This window comes from Streptomyces sp. NBC_00829 (assembly GCF_045161795.1).
Lineage (GTDB): Bacteria > Actinomycetota > Actinomycetes > Streptomycetales > Streptomycetaceae > Streptomyces.
Window position 1 is genome coordinate 3,604,081 of record NZ_CP108867.1, and the last position, 16,027, is coordinate 3,620,107.

General features: G+C 68.5%; 17 protein-coding genes and 1 pseudogene. 2 read left to right on the forward strand and 16 right to left on the reverse strand.

Features of this window, described 5'->3' with window-relative positions; genetic code table 11:
- Window positions 1–44 precede the first annotated feature (44 nt).
- From OG293_RS15545 to OG293_RS15580, 8 genes are all read right to left on the reverse strand, one after another.
- Window positions 45–344, reverse strand: coding sequence for a hypothetical protein (locus OG293_RS15545; RefSeq protein ID WP_405999384.1), 300 nt, complete (start codon window positions 342–344; stop codon window positions 45–47).
- Between the two features lie 99 nt (window positions 345–443).
- Window positions 444–716: a hypothetical protein gene (locus OG293_RS15550; protein ID WP_405999385.1), complete on the reverse strand. Its 273-nt coding sequence runs from the start codon at window positions 714–716 to the stop codon at window positions 444–446.
- 74 nt (window positions 717–790) lie between these two features.
- Window positions 791–1,666, reverse strand: coding sequence for a helix-turn-helix domain-containing protein (locus OG293_RS15555; RefSeq protein WP_405999386.1), 876 nt, complete (start codon window positions 1,664–1,666; stop codon window positions 791–793).
- Entirely contained in the window at window positions 1,663–1,986 is a 324-nt protein-coding gene (locus OG293_RS15560; RefSeq protein WP_405999387.1) for a helix-turn-helix domain-containing protein, read from the reverse strand. Before OG293_RS15560 ends, OG293_RS15555 begins: the two co-directional genes overlap by 4 nt.
- A 6-nt stretch (window positions 1,987–1,992) precedes the next feature.
- Window positions 1,993–3,072 carry a hypothetical protein gene (locus tag OG293_RS15565; RefSeq protein ID WP_405999388.1) on the reverse strand — a complete coding sequence of 360 codons (1,080 nt, stop codon included), beginning with the start codon at window positions 3,070–3,072 and terminating at the stop codon, window positions 1,993–1,995.
- Between the two features lie 94 nt (window positions 3,073–3,166).
- A complete protein-coding gene (locus OG293_RS15570) occupies window positions 3,167–4,207 on the reverse strand; it encodes a PD-(D/E)XK nuclease family protein (protein WP_405999389.1) in 1,041 nt (346 codons plus the stop codon).
- A gap of 45 nt (window positions 4,208–4,252) precedes the next feature.
- Complete coding sequence (gene bet / locus OG293_RS15575; protein WP_405999390.1) at window positions 4,253–5,389, reverse strand: phage recombination protein Bet; 1,137 nt, start codon at window positions 5,387–5,389, stop codon at window positions 4,253–4,255.
- Between the two features lie 83 nt (window positions 5,390–5,472).
- Window positions 5,473–5,868 (reverse strand): hypothetical protein, encoded by a 396-nt coding sequence (locus OG293_RS15580; protein WP_405999391.1) that lies wholly within the window; start codon window positions 5,866–5,868, stop codon window positions 5,473–5,475.
- Window positions 5,869–5,888: 20 nt separating this feature from the next.
- Between OG293_RS15580 and OG293_RS15585 the strand changes: the two are divergent.
- Window positions 5,889–6,185, forward strand: a pseudogene (locus tag OG293_RS15585) (Imm21 family immunity protein); the annotation flags it as partial.
- A complete protein-coding gene (locus tag OG293_RS15590; protein WP_405999392.1) occupies window positions 6,070–6,573 on the forward strand; it encodes an Imm21 family immunity protein in 504 nt (167 codons plus the stop codon). The pseudogene OG293_RS15585 and the gene OG293_RS15590, both read left to right, overlap by 116 nt.
- A gap of 16 nt (window positions 6,574–6,589) precedes the next feature.
- Here the strand turns inward: OG293_RS15590 and OG293_RS15595 are convergent, their stop codons facing one another.
- The 8 genes from OG293_RS15595 to OG293_RS15630 all read right to left on the reverse strand — a co-directional run bounded on the left by OG293_RS15595 (window position 6,590) and on the right by OG293_RS15630 (window position 16,020).
- Window positions 6,590–7,240 (reverse strand): hypothetical protein, encoded by a 651-nt coding sequence (locus tag OG293_RS15595; protein ID WP_405999393.1) that lies wholly within the window; start codon window positions 7,238–7,240, stop codon window positions 6,590–6,592.
- 445 nt (window positions 7,241–7,685) lie between these two features.
- A complete protein-coding gene (locus tag OG293_RS15600) occupies window positions 7,686–7,931 on the reverse strand; it encodes a hypothetical protein (protein WP_405999394.1) in 246 nt (81 codons plus the stop codon).
- Between the two features lie 13 nt (window positions 7,932–7,944).
- A complete protein-coding gene (locus OG293_RS15605; RefSeq protein ID WP_405999395.1) occupies window positions 7,945–8,211 on the reverse strand; it encodes a hypothetical protein in 267 nt (88 codons plus the stop codon).
- Between the two features lie 25 nt (window positions 8,212–8,236).
- Complete coding sequence (locus OG293_RS15610) at window positions 8,237–9,112, reverse strand: peptidoglycan-binding protein (protein ID WP_405999396.1); 876 nt, start codon at window positions 9,110–9,112, stop codon at window positions 8,237–8,239.
- A gap of 1,241 nt (window positions 9,113–10,353) precedes the next feature.
- Window positions 10,354–11,685: a glycoside hydrolase family 6 protein gene (locus OG293_RS15615; protein WP_405999397.1), complete on the reverse strand. Its 1,332-nt coding sequence runs from the start codon at window positions 11,683–11,685 to the stop codon at window positions 10,354–10,356.
- Window positions 11,686–11,707: 22 nt separating this feature from the next.
- Window positions 11,708–13,987 (reverse strand): hypothetical protein, encoded by a 2,280-nt coding sequence (locus OG293_RS15620; protein WP_405999398.1) that lies wholly within the window; start codon window positions 13,985–13,987, stop codon window positions 11,708–11,710.
- 5 nt (window positions 13,988–13,992) lie between these two features.
- Window positions 13,993–15,087 carry a hypothetical protein gene (locus OG293_RS15625; RefSeq protein WP_405999399.1) on the reverse strand — a complete coding sequence of 365 codons (1,095 nt, stop codon included), beginning with the start codon at window positions 15,085–15,087 and terminating at the stop codon, window positions 13,993–13,995.
- 3 nt (window positions 15,088–15,090) lie between these two features.
- Complete coding sequence (locus OG293_RS15630) at window positions 15,091–16,020, reverse strand: hypothetical protein (protein WP_405999400.1); 930 nt, start codon at window positions 16,018–16,020, stop codon at window positions 15,091–15,093.
- Window positions 16,021–16,027: the final 7 nt, after the last annotated feature.

A 16,027-nucleotide genomic window follows, 5' to 3' on the forward strand; every position in this document is an offset into this window, starting at 1 on the left:
CCCTCTGTGGGCGCCTGGCCCCGGCCGGGGCCAGGCGGGGGCGGCTATTGGGCGGTGGGGCGCTGGGTGAAGTGCTCGACGGCCTGGGCGTGCAGAGCGTCAAGGCGTGAGGACAGGCGCTTGCCGAGGGTGCGGCCCACCGTGTTGACGCCGTGGTTGTCGGTCACCGTCTCCAGCCGCCACCGGCGGTGGCCGTCGTCGAGGATGAAGTCGCAGACCTGGCCGAACCGCTGGCCGCGCAGGCTCAGCACGCGGACGGTGACCCCGCCGGTCTCCCGGCGCTCGGTGGGTGCGCCGAGGACATGGGCGGCGACGACTACCGCGGCTATCTGGGTGATGTTCATCGTGCTCCTCGCACTCTGGTCGTGAGCTCACCCGGCACACGCCGGGGAGTCATCGCATTGCCTCCACACATGTCAGAGGCGGGAAGAAGTACGCGCAGGTCAGAGCGCGTCGCCGTACAGATCCGGGCGGCCGGTGACCTCGCGCATCGCGCACACCAGCAGTCGGCCGGCGCCCTCGACGCCGAGGACGTCGCGCACGAAGTCGAGCGGCTTGACGGGGCGGCCGAGGACGTCACCGTAGGCGCGAGCCAACCGCTCACCCATTTCCTTGGCGAGCGTTTGCGCCTGCGCGAACTGGGCGTCGGTGACGCCACGTGCGGCGAGGTTGACGCTCAGGGCTTCACGCTGGTCTGGGGTGAGGAAGGTGAACACCGGTCGGAACCTCCAAAGTTGAGGGCGTTTTCCAATTGATCTGATATCATTTTATCACTCACGACTACTCGCCGTCAAGTGTTGTTTACTCCGGGTGGGGCGGGACTCCCACGCTCACGACCAGCCCGAAGCGCATCCCGGACGGCCCAGCGGGGGCCTTTCAGGGCTCCCTGGGCTTCCTGGCGCGCCACCCGGTCGCGGCGCGCACGCTGCTGCTCGAACCACTGGCGGTCGCTGTCGCGGGATCGGTCGGCCTTCGCCTGCTTCTCCTGGGCCGCCACGGCGGCCTGCCGACCGCGCGGATTGGTGCCGCAGCCTCGGCAGTTGGCACCGGGGGTGTCCGGGTGGGCGGTGCAGACCCCGCTCCTCGCGCCGGTGTCGTTCTCGGCGCACACTCCCCCGGTGTCGCCGGTCCCGCTGCGGCCGTCATCGTCCGCCGGGGGTAGGGGGTTGTTTCTCTGGTGGTTATCTGACGGTTCCCCGGCCAGATTGGCCGGTTCCTCCGTCGCATCTGGCCGGTGGTCAATCTGACCGGTGGCCGTGTTGGCCGCCTGCTCTGTCCGTTTTTCGACTGGTTCCGAATCGTCAGGTTCCGAGGCATCGGAGGGAGCATCGTCTTCGTCCGTCGGCACTTCGGGCACCGGCGGAGTCGGCGGGACGGCGGCAGGCGGAGGCACCGCGGGGCGGGGGCTGTGGATCGTGTAGCGGTTGCTGGTGCGGCGCCCTTCTGCGAAGCGGGCACGGCTGATGATGAAGCCGTGCTGCTCCAACCAGTCCAGGTGTCGTCGTACGGTGCGCTCGCCCTGGCTGGTCTTGTCCGCGAGGGTCTCCTGCCCGGGGAAGCAGGACCAGGCTTCGTCCGCGTAGTCACAGAGTGCCAACAGGACGAGCTTCGCACCCGGATTGGGGATCTTCTGCTTGAACGCCCAGGCCACGGCCTCGATGCTCAACTCTGCTCCTCCTCCTTCTTCCATGACGCCCGCCAGCGGGTGACCGTGCGCGACTCCACGCCGACGCGCGCGGCGATCTGGTGGGCCGAGTAGCCCTCGCGCGTCATCAGGCGGGCTGCCATCTCCTGCTCGCCTTCGCTGAGTTCGGGCAGCGGGAGTTCCCCGTTGACCACACGCTCGACCGCCATGAAGTCCACGCCGCCCTCGCTGGTGGCCGTGGTGCTGACGTAGACGTGGCGGGGTTGGCGGCTGGGATCGGTGCCGACGAGCGTGAACGCGGCGGCAACGCTGTGCGGGCGGGGTGCGTAGGTGGCGCTCATCGCCGCTCAGTCCTCGTCGTCGAGGTCGCGGCCGTGGTCAGGGTCGTACTCGGCTTCCGCCGCCTCACGCTCCGCGTCGGCGAGGTGCGGGTCGAGGTCAAGCGCCGCGACCTCGATCAGTCCGGCGAAGTCGCCCCATGGCCTGCACGCCAACGTCACGGGACCGTCGGCCGTGTTGGTCATCTGGGTCGGGTCGCCCGGAGTGAGCTCGAGCACGAGATCACGCGCCCGGGAGTTGGCATCTTCGACATCGGAAAAGATGCCGTTCAGGTCCAGCTCCCGGTACCTGGCCTGTCCAGTACCGCGCTCGGCGACGACGACGTACAGCTGATCCGGCAGCGCCGGGCAGGCGTGCGGCGGTTCGGTGTAGTCCGGGTCATCGCTGTGCGCCCCGCCGTGGCCGGCCGGGCGGGCGCACGAGATGTCGTCGACGAACAGCGGGATACCGCAGGGTCCGAGCGGCTGCCCGTCGCTCTGCAGTACGGCGAGGGCGCGGCCGTACTCGCCGTTCCGCAGGAGACGCGTCGCCTCGGCAGTGATCTCCTCCAGGGTGGCGGCGAGGGCGCGGGCCTGGTCGCGGTCCTCGAGTGTTCTGTCCACGCGGCGGCGCCAACCGGATGCCTGGTCCTGCAGCTCGGTGACGATCAGCAGGATGTCGTTCATGAGCGAGTCGGCGATGTCGTGCGCGTAGCCCGCGTGGTTCATGCGCGGCCAGTTGGCGACCAACCGCTCTTCGAGTCGCGTTCGGATGCGATCGGCGGTCAGCAGCCTGGGCGGCTCCGCCTCAGAGAGGTCGAGGGGCAGCGGTGGGCCGTCGAGAATCGCCGCCAATCGCAGCTTCAGTTCGAGGGCGTCGTCACCTTCGTGCGCGGCGAGCGTGTTCATCGCTTCCGCGATGCGGGAGAGGGTGTCACCCGGCGGCCGGGCTGGGGCAGCGGTGTCGTACAGCGGCAGAACGGCGAGGACAGCGCCGGCCGCGCGGTAGTGCGGTGCGGCTTCCGTGGGCTCGAGTTCGGTGACGGGCCGGTCGTCGTACACCTGGGACAGGATGTCCGCGAGGCGCTCGCGCAGGGTGGGTGTGGACATGGGGATCCCCTCCATGGGATGGCGCTGAAGTGGTGTGCGAGATCGCCGAGCACCGGGGCCGGCAGGCGTTGGCCCCGGTGACAGGCGAGGTGGGTCAGGTCGCCTCGGGGATGCGCGAGACGCCGATGGTGCGCGAGGTGCGGCCGCCGGACTTCATGGGGATGTCGAGGTCGAGGCCCTCAAGGATGCGGATCATTGCGGCGGGGTCAGGCTCGGGCGGGCGGGGGTTGCCGCCGGACCAGGAGAGCTTGAAGTCGCCGTACTCGCCGGGGTCGGCCGCGTCCAGCGTCTTGCGGGCCTTGGCCTTGCGCTTCTTGGCGGCGCTCTCGATCGCGGCGGCGTCCGCGTAGGCGCGCAGGGTCTCGGTGATGCCGTCGGTGTCCTCGGCGAGGATGGTCTGCGGGGCGCGGTCGTCGGAGAGCTGGTCGAGGTTCCAGCAGGAGCTCTTGAAGGGGCAGTTGTCGCAGATGATCGACAGGCCGGGTCCGTCGAGGTCGCGCGGCATGGCCTCGGGCTCGGTACTCTCCAGGACGTCCTCGGCCCAGGCGAGTGCCTGCTTGGTGATGTCCTCGTCGTACATGCGCTGGTGAACGACGACCTGCCCGTACTCCCGGCCGACGTAGCGCAGCCGGACCGCGTCGACCGGCAGGGGCTGGCCGGTGGGCAGATCTGGGTGTTCCGCCAGCCCGCCGGTACGCAACAGGTGTGCGTACAAGTGCACTTGGAACCACTCGTGCTGGCTGGGGCCCTGACGGACGACAACGTCCAGAGCCCGGGTGGACTTGGTCTTGACGTCTTCGACGACGCCGGGCGTATCTCCGTCCGGGGCCCAGTAGGCGTCGGCATGGCCAAGGATGACGCCGTTGGTGAGCTCAAGCTCGGTGTGGGCACCGTACTGCTCGGCGAGCACCCGGAGGATGCCCTCGTGGAGCCAGGTGCCGAGGATCGCGGCGTGCATGTTGTCGTCGAGGTCGGTCGGCCAGGTGCCGTGGACTTCGTAGGCGGCGCGGCGTCTGCACAGGCCGATCGAGGACGGGCCGAGGAGTCGTTGCCGGGAGCGGGGTCGGGCGCGGTCGTCGCGGTGGGCGCCTTTCCACAGGTCGGGGACGGTGATCGTGCCGGGGGCGATGGACATGGTGTTCTCGCACTCTGGTGGGCCGCCCGGTGGGGCGGCGGGCGGCTACTTCGCGGTCCTGGCGGTGCTGCTGGCCGACTTGGTGCGTGACGGCGTACGGGCGGTCGTTTTCTTCGCGGTGCTCTTCTTCGCGGGTGTGCGCGTACGGGAGACCGAAGATCGGCGTCCGCCGGGGGTGGCAGCCTCCGGTGTTTCCACCGGTTCGGTGCCCACGGTGAACGACTCGGCGAGTTCCTGGAGTTGTTCGGGGCTGGCGTCCTGGAAGGAGACGCCGAAGTCGTCGAAGCAGCGTTCGTTGACCGCGTCGAAGCCGATGCCGAGCCGCTTCGCGACGTCACGGACGGTGCCGCGCGCCTCTTCCACTACGCCCTGCGGATCGACGGGTACGGCGGTCTCGGCTTCCTCCGCCTGCCCGCTGCGCTGGTCCTGCTTCTCCGGTGTGGCGGCCGGTTCGACGACTTCGGCGTCCACGACGGCGGACTCCGAGGCGGCCGGCGTCTCCGGCCGCTGGGCGGGCGGCTTTTCGCGGGGAGTACGCAGCTGGACCGCAGCGGCCTGGACGCGCTCGCCGGACTCGGCCGCATCCGCGGCGTGCATCTCCTCGTCCACGTGCAGCCCGGAAAGGTCGGCCGGGCAGGCGCGGCGCAGGGCGAGGGCTTCTGCGACCTTGCTGAGCTGGCTGGCCGGCATCTGCGGCCACAGCCCGCCGAGCTTGTATTCCTGGGATTCGTAGTCCCAGACCTTCGGCGCGTACTCGCGCCAGTGTGCGACGGCCGGGAATCGGGAGTCTCCGCGCCACAGGACGGCCCGGCACGCGGACGGGGGTTCGTCGCGCAGCCATACGGTGTGCTCACCGCCCTCGGCGTCGTACCAGACGAAGTCCTCGTACGCGATGGGCTGTCCGGCGTGGTCGGCGGCGCGGCGGGCGATGAGCCGGTACCCGTCGATGCCGGTCTGGATGGTCCAGCGGATCTCCCCGCGGGACTTGCGTTTGATCATGTAGATCTGGCGGCCGAACGGATCGAGCCCGGACGCCTTGCAGTAGTGGAAGAAGATCCCCAGCTGCGCCGGACTGGCTTCCGCCAGGTCCGGGAACGCCGCGCGCAGCGCGCGCAACTGCTGGTCCTCGAACGCCTTCTGGTCCTCGCGGATCGCGAGCCAGGTGACCGGAGCTTCGGCCACATCCCCTCCAAGCAACCTGTTCCCCTTATAGGACGCTCAACCGTCTCAACATAAGTTGAGGACAAATTGAGGCTGATATAAATCTATTTCACTTGATCAATACCGTCAAGTTCAGACTGTCGCACCTCGGGGTCGCCATCACGCAGGCGACGCAGCTCGAACACGTCGCGCCACTCCGGGTGACTCGCGCGCAGCAAGCGCGCGTAGCGCGAGGTGAAGTTGTTGTTCAGCGGGAACGGTTCGCCATCCGCAGCTTCCGGCGCCAGCCATCGCAACTGCTCGAACAGCGCCTTGACACCGATACGCCCACCGCCCGCCGCGACCCACCGAGCCGTGAGCCGCGCCAGCGCCTGGTACACCCAGGGATGCTCGGCATGGAAGTCTTCAAACCGCTCGTCCAGCGTTGGCTCCGCAACCTCGACGTCACGCTCCCACTCCCGCTCCCCAAGTTCCAGCGGGAGCTCCGCCTGTCGGTACACACTCCACCCCCAGGACACCGATGCACCGTCTGCACATACGTCAGGCTCTCACCTTAGAGGTAGGAGCCTCAGATTGCGCGGCTGGGATGTCGGCAAGACAGTCTGAGCGCGCGACACCAGTGTCCGAGCCGCTCACTACGATGCCGTGCCACACACAGCTGCGTACGGGAGTTGTCATGGAACTGACCTGGGCCGACACCAATGGCGGGCCGTTGGTCCTGGTCCCGGAGGCCGCCAAGTCCTGCTGGACCGGCGTCACTGGCGCCTACGACGACGCCGACGAACTCGACGACTACGACCGAGCCTGCGCGGTGGACGAATACCCTGGACGTCGTATCGCTCAGCGGCGGAGGTACAGCCCTCGTCCTGGGCGAAGAACCCGCAGTGACCGCCTGGCTTCCTCAAGAGCGGCTACTTGTCCGATGGTTGTGGGCCGAGCCCGGCACCCCAGTCGAGTCCGTCGTACGGGAGGCGGCTGCCATCACCGCGTGGGAGCCCGGTCCCCGCCTGCGTGTGCCAGGCCCTCTCTTGATGTTCGACTCGGCGTTCTCCGGCGACGAGGCGGGCCCGTACATGACGGTGGTCACCGTCGACCTGCCGCCCGGCAGCTACGAGACCTCCACAGCCGACGTGCAGCCCGACGAGTGCACATGCTTCCGGCTGCACCGGTTCGCCCTCGTCGAGCCGATCGAACCCCGTCCCTGACCTGCGGCTACTGCGGCTAGCGCTTGGGACGCACGGTCAGCGAGAAGCCATCCTCCAGCAGATCCGCCGCGAATGCCGCAACGTCCTCCGCGGAATGCTCGCCCGGCCGGAACGTCCGCGCATCCGGCAGCGGCGGCGGGGTCGGCTTCGGATCGATCGACGGCTTGCGGCCGCGGGGCTTGATCTGCTCGCGCTCCCCCGCCCGGATCCGGTCGATGCCTTCCTGCACGGTGACCCGCCCGCGCTGCTCAGCGTCCTCACGCACGGTGTCCAGCAGCCACAGCGGAGAGCCGGAGATCACTGCGTCCTCGGGCACGAGGCTCTTGCGGACCCGCCACTGGTAGACGTCCATGTACTTCTTGCCGAAGACCCAGGGGATCTCCTTCAGCCCGACGATGTCCGGCAGCTCCGACGCGTCGGCGACCTCATACCCGCCGACGATGCTGGCCTTGTAGTCCTTCAGCCGCTGCGGTGAGTACTCACGTGTCCCGTCCTCGGCGAGCCCGAGCACGGTCGGCAGCAGCCAGTACGGGTTCCCGGAGATAACGGCGTCCGGCTCTCCCAGCACGCTGCGTGTCTTCCAGAGCTGGGAGGTCTGCCGTTCCACTCCGTAGAGGAACGCGATCTCGCCGTGCCCCAGGAGATAGGGGAACCGCTTCTTCGCCACAACGCCTCCGTGCCCGCATAACCATAGAACGAACTTGACACATCAAGCATAGTTGATGCCAGTCGGGCAACGATTCGCCAGCGGGCCCGCACGGGACGTGAGCCCCTCCCGAATACCTGGGGAAGGGCCCACCGCCGGGCATCAGGGCGTGTCCGTTCCAGCATGATCACCAGGACGGCGGCGACAGCAGTACCGGCTCTTGCTGTTCTTCACGGGCCAGCGCAGAACGTGCCTATGTGCCCACGCGTTCAGCCTTCATCGGCCACGCTCCATGTGGATCAACTCGCTCGCACGAGGCGGTGTTCGATTGCGCACCTGTGGCGGCGCAGCGGACGGCCTCCACCGGAGTGGGGCGCCGCCGGAGAGGTTCAGCCGCTTCCCGGATCCGTCAGTCATTGCCGCTCACCCGGTGGGGTAATGCTCCTTTGTAGTCAGTCCGTTGCCGTCAGCGGCCCATCGCAGACCAGATAGCGACGCAGAGAGCCGCGAGGCCCGTCAGCGTGCTGATGGTGGGCAGAGGCCAGCGACTGCGTTCAAGTGTGGCGACTCGGGCATCCAGTTCTTCGATGTCCTTGTCGATCTGGTCAGATCGCTGTACCAGGAGAGCGAGTTGGCCGTCGATACGCGCCAGCCCGACTTCGAGGGCGCGGCGGAGTTCGGCGAGCTCCAGGGCGACCTCTCCGTCGGGCAAGGCTCTTCTCCTGTCAGCTGATGGTGGTGGAGGCCGGATCGCTCTTGGCCGGGAGCCACGACGCTGTGCCGGGCCGGCCGAGCAGGGAACCGACTGCACCCTTCACCACGGCGAGGCCCGCCGGGATCGCGGCGATGCCCGCCGACTCGAGCGCGGACACGGTGATGACGTTGGTCGTCCCGGCTGCGAGGAGGAGGCCGAGGAACGACTCGAGGTACGTGAGGACGGCGCGCTCGGTGATATCGGCGAGCAGCTTTGGGGTGTTGTTGATGGCGACCATGGACTGGGTCCTCTCGAAGCGTGGATCAGGACTTGGGGACGCGGAGCTTGGCCCAGCTGGTCGGACCTGGGGTGCCGTCGGCGTCGTTGCCGGAGTAGCCGAGCTTGTGCTGCCAAGCCGCGTAGGAGCGGCGATCGGCCTCGGTCCAGCGCGGGCCGGGGCCCTCGCTGTACTTGCCGCACCCTTCCGCGACGAGCCGCTTGCCCATTTCGGTGATCAGGGCCGAGCGGCGGCCGGTGCGGAAGTAGTCGGTGCCAGGGAACGGGGCGTAATCCGGCTTGTGTTCCGTGGGCTTGGGGCTTGTCGGCTTGCCGTCGAGGAGCCTTGCGACGGCGGTGCGGAAGCCGTCCATAGCGATGCCCGCGGGGTCCGGCTTTCCGGGCTGCCACTCCTTGTGGGCGATGACCGAGCGTGCGCTCCAACTGTGTGCGCGGCACAGGGCGGCGCTGATCTTGTGCATGGAGTCGAGCTGGGCCTCAGGCCACTCCTGACCGCCGCCGGTGTTGATGCATTCGAAGCCGTAGAAGTGGGGGTTGCCGTCGGCGTCGGCCTCTTTGTCCAGCGGCAGGTCCTTCTCTGCGATGACGGCCTTCAGGACGTCGCCGTCACCCGCCCCGGCATGGTTGGCGCGGCCATAGCCGACGAGGTGCACCGTGCCGGAGCGGTCGATCACCCCGTGGCACAGTGGCCCGGGCAGTGAGGTGTAGCCGGAGCGGCAGAGCTCCACCATGCTGGCCTCTGTGGAGTACGGGCCGGTGTGGTGGATCATGACCCCGTGGATCGGACCCCAGGCACCCTTGTGGTTGCGGTTGTGGGTACGCCAACTGCCGTGCTCGACGACGCGGACGCCGGACTTCTTCAGGATGGCGAGGAACTGGTCTGCAGAGAGTGGCTGGGCCACTTCGGGACTCTTTCTCCCCCACGCCTCCATTTACGTCTTCCGACCAGGAACCATCTGGCGGTCCCCCGGCAATGCAGTCGCATTGAAGCGCTGAAGCAAGTCGCCAGAGAGGAGGGTCGCCCGGGCGGGCGGAGCCTAATGCATGGCGCGTCGCTGTGTCCGGCGTTGGAGATGACTGGGCCGACAGGGCCGTGGCCTCTGGGATCGTCATTGGCAAGCAGAGGCCGCACCATGCAAGTAGATAGAGACTGACAGATGCCGAACTCAGTTGCTCGTGAGGGACGGTGCCCCCAGGAAGTCACTTCCGCGGCGCCGACCGCAGTTCTACGACCGCTCCCCGGGGCTGCGATGCCACGCGAGGAAGCCCTGCGGGAGTACCAGGACTTCAATGCCAAGCGCCGCAGCCATATTTCGGCGGCCTTGTGGCCGTTCTGGGCTCCGGACCCGGAGCAGTTCTATCGGTGGCGAGTCCAACTTGAGTGTGGCTGCGTCACCGAAGTCCTGACAAGCGGCAGTGAAAAACTGCCAGCCGAGGGTCAGGGGTACGATCCCGTTCACAAGGGACGGCTTCCGGCAGGGCAGGTGCGCTGCTCACATGACGACCCGCCGCCCGCACCGTACCGGAACATTGTCGAGTGGGGAGAGCGCAGAGAAGTCTCCTTTCCCGCGGACCCCATCGAACCACCTGACTGGGCATCCGCGGAAAGCTGGGCTGTGATCCGCCGCGATGAGCCGCACACCTCGGCGTTCTGGACCGTGACGCTGTCCTGCGGGCATCTCACCGAGGTCGTAGCCCCAGACCTCCAGTGGAAGCCGACAGACGGTGCTGAAAGGGTCATCGCCAAGCGGCTGTCGAAGATGAAGGCAGACTTCGAGGACTTCTGGGCGTCGGACCCGGAGGGCCAAGATGAGCACCAACGCGAGCACACGAGGCGGATGCTCGAGGACGGCTGGCCGGATCCGAGGCCCGAGCGGCAGTGTCCTACCTGCCTCTGGGCCAGGTGGATCGTGGCTTACCAGCGTGTCGGTTGGCTCGTCCCACGGAAGCCGGAACCGAAGCAACCGAAAACGCCGAAACCTCCATCTCGTGCGAGCCTGCAGCGTCGCCTCCGCCAGGCTGAGGTAGAAGCCAAGCAGCTGCGGGAGCAGCTATCTGAGCTCGATGAAGAGACCGCCTCAGAGAAGAACAGCCGACGAACAATGGACCGTGGCCGCAGTGTGCTACAGGACCCGGCTGCCCCCTACGTGCCATCGATCAACCGCTCGGCGAGATACGGGGAGAACGTGCCCGCGGGGATCCCCTCGCCGATGCCGCCGGAGCCGTCCGAGTCGCCCGGGACCTTGATCCAGAGCAAGTAGTCGGCACCTGCGACGCCGATCGAGGAGGGGACGCCGAGGCGGCGGCCGGCTGGGTTGCACCAGTCGACGTGCTGTCCGTCTGCGTTCATCGCGCCATTGCCGTTCCGGGAGGTGTCCACCACGAACCCCGCCCCCGGAACGCCGAGACGGCCGAGCTCGGCGGTGATCTGGTCGGCATACGTGCAGCAGATGTCGACCGCGTCGAAGTTGGCGACGTTCACCGCGAAACCGCGGGCGTGAGCAACGCTCGCGTCCTTCAGGAGGGTGGCCATCTGGGCCGGGCGGATCCAGGTGGCGTTTCCGCCGTCAAGATAGACCGTGGTGGCAGGCAGAGTGCCCAGCGTCTGCGCGGCGTATGCGACCAGGCCGACGCGCTCGGTACGGGCCGCGTCACTGGGGAGGTTGCCGAGCTGGGCGAGGGAGTCCGGCTCGACGATGACGAGCGCGGGGCGGTCGGCCATGCCTGCGGCCACTGACTCGATCCACGTTCGGTACGCCTCCGGTGAGGGTGCGCCACCGGAGCTCTGGCCGCCGTTGTCGCGGTTGTACATGTTGTAGAGCGTGATGATCGGTAGCTGGCCCTTGGCAGCCGCCGCCACCATGTACGCATCGATGTCGGTCTTGACGTCCTTGTTCCAGTCGCCGAACCAGCGGGCTCCGGGGCGCCGTACCAGGGCGCGCTCGATCTTGTTGGCGCGCAGGTCGTCACGGTTGGCGGCCAGCCACTTCGCCGCATTGGAATCCGGGTCGACGTAGAAGCCTTCGTCGATCGTGGAGCACGTCAGCCGGATTTCGGTGAGATAGACGGTCACGGCGGTGGACTGGCCGAACTGGAAGGAGATCTGCCCGGTCGACGTGTCCAGCGGGCACCTGAAGGGGAACGTGAAGCAAGTGTCCGCGTTGCCCAGCGTCACGGTCTTGTCGATCGCCGAGGTCCAGGGATCGGCGCCGAGCCCGACCTGCACCCGCAGCGTGGTGCCGGCCTGGCTTGCCCGGGCTGTGAAGGACAGGGTGTAGCGGCATCCGGGGCTCAGTATCAGGTTGTCCTGGCCGACCCCTGCGTCCCACAGGTTGACCGCGTCAGTCGTGGCGGTGGCCTCCAGGCCAGTGCCAGAAGCAGCCACGGCGACGTACGCCGGATCGCCGGTCCACCAGCCGGTCGTGCCGTTGCTGAAGGTCCCGTTGACGATCAGGTCCCCGTAGCGCTCGGGCACTACAACTCCCCTCGATGAGCAGTCATTTGGTGTACGTGACGCGGAGCTTGGGCGGGTAGGTCTGGCCCACACCGCGGGCGCGCCCGTAGGAGATGCGGTCGCTGGAATTAGGATCCAGCGCGACTCCCCGCCACTTGGTCGAATCGAAGACGGCAGTGATATCCACCCACTTGCCCTGGTTGCGGGACCAAGAGATGCCCTTCGCCTCGGTGTCGCAGGAGAACTTGGCAGGCCGGGAGGCGTGTGAGTGCGCCCGGATCACGGCTGTGCCGCCGTTGGCGTAGTACCAGTGCTCGAAGTAGAGGTAGATCTCCGCCTTCTGGATCGTCGCTCCGGACAGGTCCGTAGCCAGCTGCGCGGGGAAGCCAACCAGGCTCGCTTGGACGCCGTTGTTCGAGCTGTAGTAGCCCTGCATGCAACTGTTGCCGTAGTAGCCGTTGTAGCCGGATCGATTCGCGTACGAGCCGGACCAGGAGGCGGAGTAGGTCTTCGTGTAGGTCGTCTTCGGCGGGGTGGTGGCGCCTCCGCCGTCGTTGTACTGACCGGTGGGCGGGAGGTACGGGCCGATGTCCTCGACATACATCAGGCCCGGATAGCTGGCGCCGCCGAACAGCCGTACGGTCTGCTCGCTGGGGCCGCCCTGGCATCGAAAGGTGACCAGCAGCCGGTGCTGTCCGGCACCGAAGTCGGACCCGGAGCGCACTGTCTCCATGCGGACGCGGCGGATGCCGTTGGTGGGCATTGGGTAGATAGCGGACTGAATCTGCTGGGAGGAGATCGTCGGTGTGCTCGCGCCGCCGTCCTTGAGAGCGAGGACGAGTTCGCCGCCCGCGACGGAGGGGGCGGCGTAGCAGTCCAGGACGACCCGGTACAGGCGGCTGGCGTCGGCCTCGAAGGCCAGCTCGGTGAAGCCGTAGTCGGTGGTGCCCGCGGTAATAGAGCTGGTCTGGTAGTCGACAGCTGCCAGACCACGGGCTTGCTGGCCGAGCAGCGCCGCCACCGGGTCACCGCCGACCGTCAGCTCGCCAGCCACGGCCAGGTCGGCGAACCCTGCGTTTCCCGCGGTGTCGATGGTCGCCACCGCCTGACCGCCGCTGCGCAGCGTCAGGTACTGCGGGGCGCCGGTGACGAGAGAGACCGCGGTCTCGCCCGTCTCGTCGTACAGCCGCAGCCCGTCCGGACCGACTTCCGCTCGGGCTCCGCCGACCACGCGGCCGAAGATGCTGTGAGCTTCGGCGTTGTCGAAGACCGCCCAGCCGCGCGTGGCCGCGGACGCCTCCAAGGCGAGCACCGCCTGGGTGGTGCCCTGCGGGGCGGCGACCTGTCCGGTGATGCGCTGCCACATGCCTGGCGCGGCACCACCCTTCTCCACTACGCCGTAGCCGAGCACGGTCCCGGCCGCGTTCTCCCAGCGGGCGAGGATCTTCACGGCCTGAGCCTCGAGATCGTCGGAGACCAGGACATCAACCGCGAGGTACAGCTGGGCGCCGGCGAGTACCGGCACCGTGGCGAGCGGCAGCGTGAAGTACGTCGCCATCTCAGCAAGGCAGTCCACCCGTACGCCGACCCCGGTACGGTTGCCGCGCGCCAGCGACCAGGGTGCTCCGGCCGCGGCGACGGCGCCCGCGATCACGACGCCCTCGAAGCCGGGGTCCGGTACTAGGTTGGTGCCCTGGCCGACCGCGATCCGGTCGGGAGTAATCGAGCCGACTGCCAGGTGCGGGGTGGCGATAGCACCGACCGCAATGTGCCCTTGCTGGATCACGCCGTTGCCCAAGTCGCCCGAGGCCGCGCGGCGTGCCGCGGTACGTGCTGCCTCCGAGGGGAGGCTGGGCGTGCCGGAGGTGTTCACCGCGACCAGGCGCACCCAGACGTCACCGTAGCGGTTCACGGCGAGGGTGACCAAAGAGCCGGACGCCGCCTCGATCGTCGCGGCAGGCCACATCGCGTCGGGCTGGGCATCCGCCGACGTCAGTAGGTGCACCTGCACCCGGGACAGGTCCAGGGGCGCGGCGTCCGCGTCGGCGAAGCGGCCGTCCCAGGTGATGCTCAGGCCGCCGAGGACCGGTTCCACCTGCGGGGCAGAGGGGATGGGCGGCCGGGGCCCGTTCACCGCGATCACACCGCTCGTGCCGTCCGGCTGCTGGCCGATCACGGCGCGCAGCGATCCGCCGGCGTCGTACACCTCGACCGCGCCGTCCTCGATGGAGGAGTAGGCGAGGCGGGAGGTGCGGGTCTGCTGGGCGAGGCGGCGCTCGAGATCGGCGATGCGGGCTGCGAGGCGCGCCAGGTCGTTGGCCATGGGCGTCAGCCCCCGTAGGTGAAGCGGTCGGCGCGGGCGAGGGTGAGGGTGATGCGTTCGGGGCTATCGCCCTGGGGTGGGCGCAGGGTCCAGCCGGTGATGCGGCACCAGCCGTCGAAGTCCGACCACTGGTCGTGCAGGGACACCCGTACGTCGTCGCCGATCTGCCAGCTGCCAACCCGGGCCGCTGGGTGGTCGATGATCTGGATCTCGGTGACCTCGCCGAGGATCTGGCGGGAGATGCGTTCGGTGCGGGCCCGGGCGGCGAGCCGGTCGTTGGACTTCTCGGCCGGAGCGTCGAGGACGTGCTCCAGACGCAGGCGCCCGTTGCGGATCGCGTCGATGGCGCGGCGGCGGCCGCGGCCCTCACCGGCGCCGAAGGCGATGACGACCTGGGCGTAGCTGTCGGCGTCGTACGTCACTGGGACCGTGGTGGCGACGTTGATGCCGGAGGCGAAGGAGATGTCGGTGCGGCGCGTACCGAGGCGGGGCCAGCCGAGCCGGATCCGCCCGAGCGGTCTGGCAGCGGAGGTGGACCAGTCGGTGGTCTCGGTCCACTCAGGGCCGCCCTCGATCTGCGTCATGTCGTCCACGACGTCGCCGAGAACCGGGGCCTCCCACCAATCGGTCCGGTACGGCTCAGCGGGGGTGCCGGCCTTTGCCCTGCTGACCGTGGAATCCACTGTCACGCCGAGCTCGCCATCGGGCTGGGACTGCGCGTAGGCCCAGACGTCGCGGATGACCTGGCAGGGGTCGGCGTAGGTGTACGGGCCCCGGCCGTTCAGATTGCCGTGCACATCGTGGCGGCGGTGCAGGTAGCTGCCCCATCCGGCGGCCTCGATCGGGTACGAGCTGCCCTGGGGCTCGGCGCGCCAGATCAGCCCGCCCCACAGCAGCGTGTGGTCGCGTTCGGCTGTCAGCACCGTATTGCCGGGGTCGAGCTGGGCCGGGAGCAGGTGGGCAAAGCGCGGTGCCAGGGTGGCGGCGAGGTCGCCCGCGGCGTTGAGCGTGAGGCCGAATTCCACGTCGGACAACGGGAGATCCACCGCGAGCAGGTCGCCGGTCAGCACGTGGCGGGTCTGGTAGCGGTAGGCCGGCATGGCTCACACCACGCCCTCGGTGAACTCGACGTCGCAGATGAACGTCGTGGCACCGTCAACCACCAAGTCCCCAGTCTCGGACTTGTACATGTACGTCTCGGTGTAGACAGGCACGCTCGTGCCGCGCAGCGCGGCAGGGACAGCGAGGGCGTCGGCGACGACGACGGTGTTGCGGCGGGTGCCCGTGCCCTGGTCGTCGTCGATGGCGATGTGCTGACCGGTCGTGCCGCCGAGGACGTTGCGCATCAGCGCGAAGACATCGGCTCTGCGAAGCGCCAGCCCGGTGATGGTCGTGACGATCTTGGCGCTGGTCGCCCAGGAAGGCACAGGAATGTTCCATCGAGCAGCAGTTGGCCAGACATGCCACTTGTTGTCGGAGTAGCCCAGGGTAGAGGCGGCGCTCGGGAAAGCGGTGTAGAGCCTGCGGTCCCGGCGTGGGTTCGCGATCTGGCGCAACTCCTTGATCATCGAGTTGGTGATGACCGAAGTGTTCGCCGGGATATCAATGCGGGCTAGCGGGATCGCGGTCATCCCGGACGGTGGCGCGGTTGCGGTGGCGGAGACGTTGGAGACAGCGTGGAAGAAGCCGATCTCGTCGGTTTCCGGGTTGCGGGTGCCCTCGTACTCCGGGTCTTCGACGCGGAGTACGAGGAGGTCGGAGCGGGCAGTTGCGCCGGTGGGGGCGATGGGCACGGTGGCGTCGCCGACGTTGTACTGGGTGTAGGAGCCCTGGCCCCACGCCGTGCCCCGGATCACCCCGGAGCCGTCGCCGACCCTCACGCCCGCGCCGGGGGTGGCCTGCTGGCTAACCTTGAGGTCGTTGCCTTCGGTGACGCCCTGGGAGCCGCGGGCGAGGTCGCGGACCATCATCCGGAAGGCGCGGGCGGCGTGCGTGCCGCCGTGGGTGAGCAGCGGCGGGTTGATCAGCGTCATACGGGTG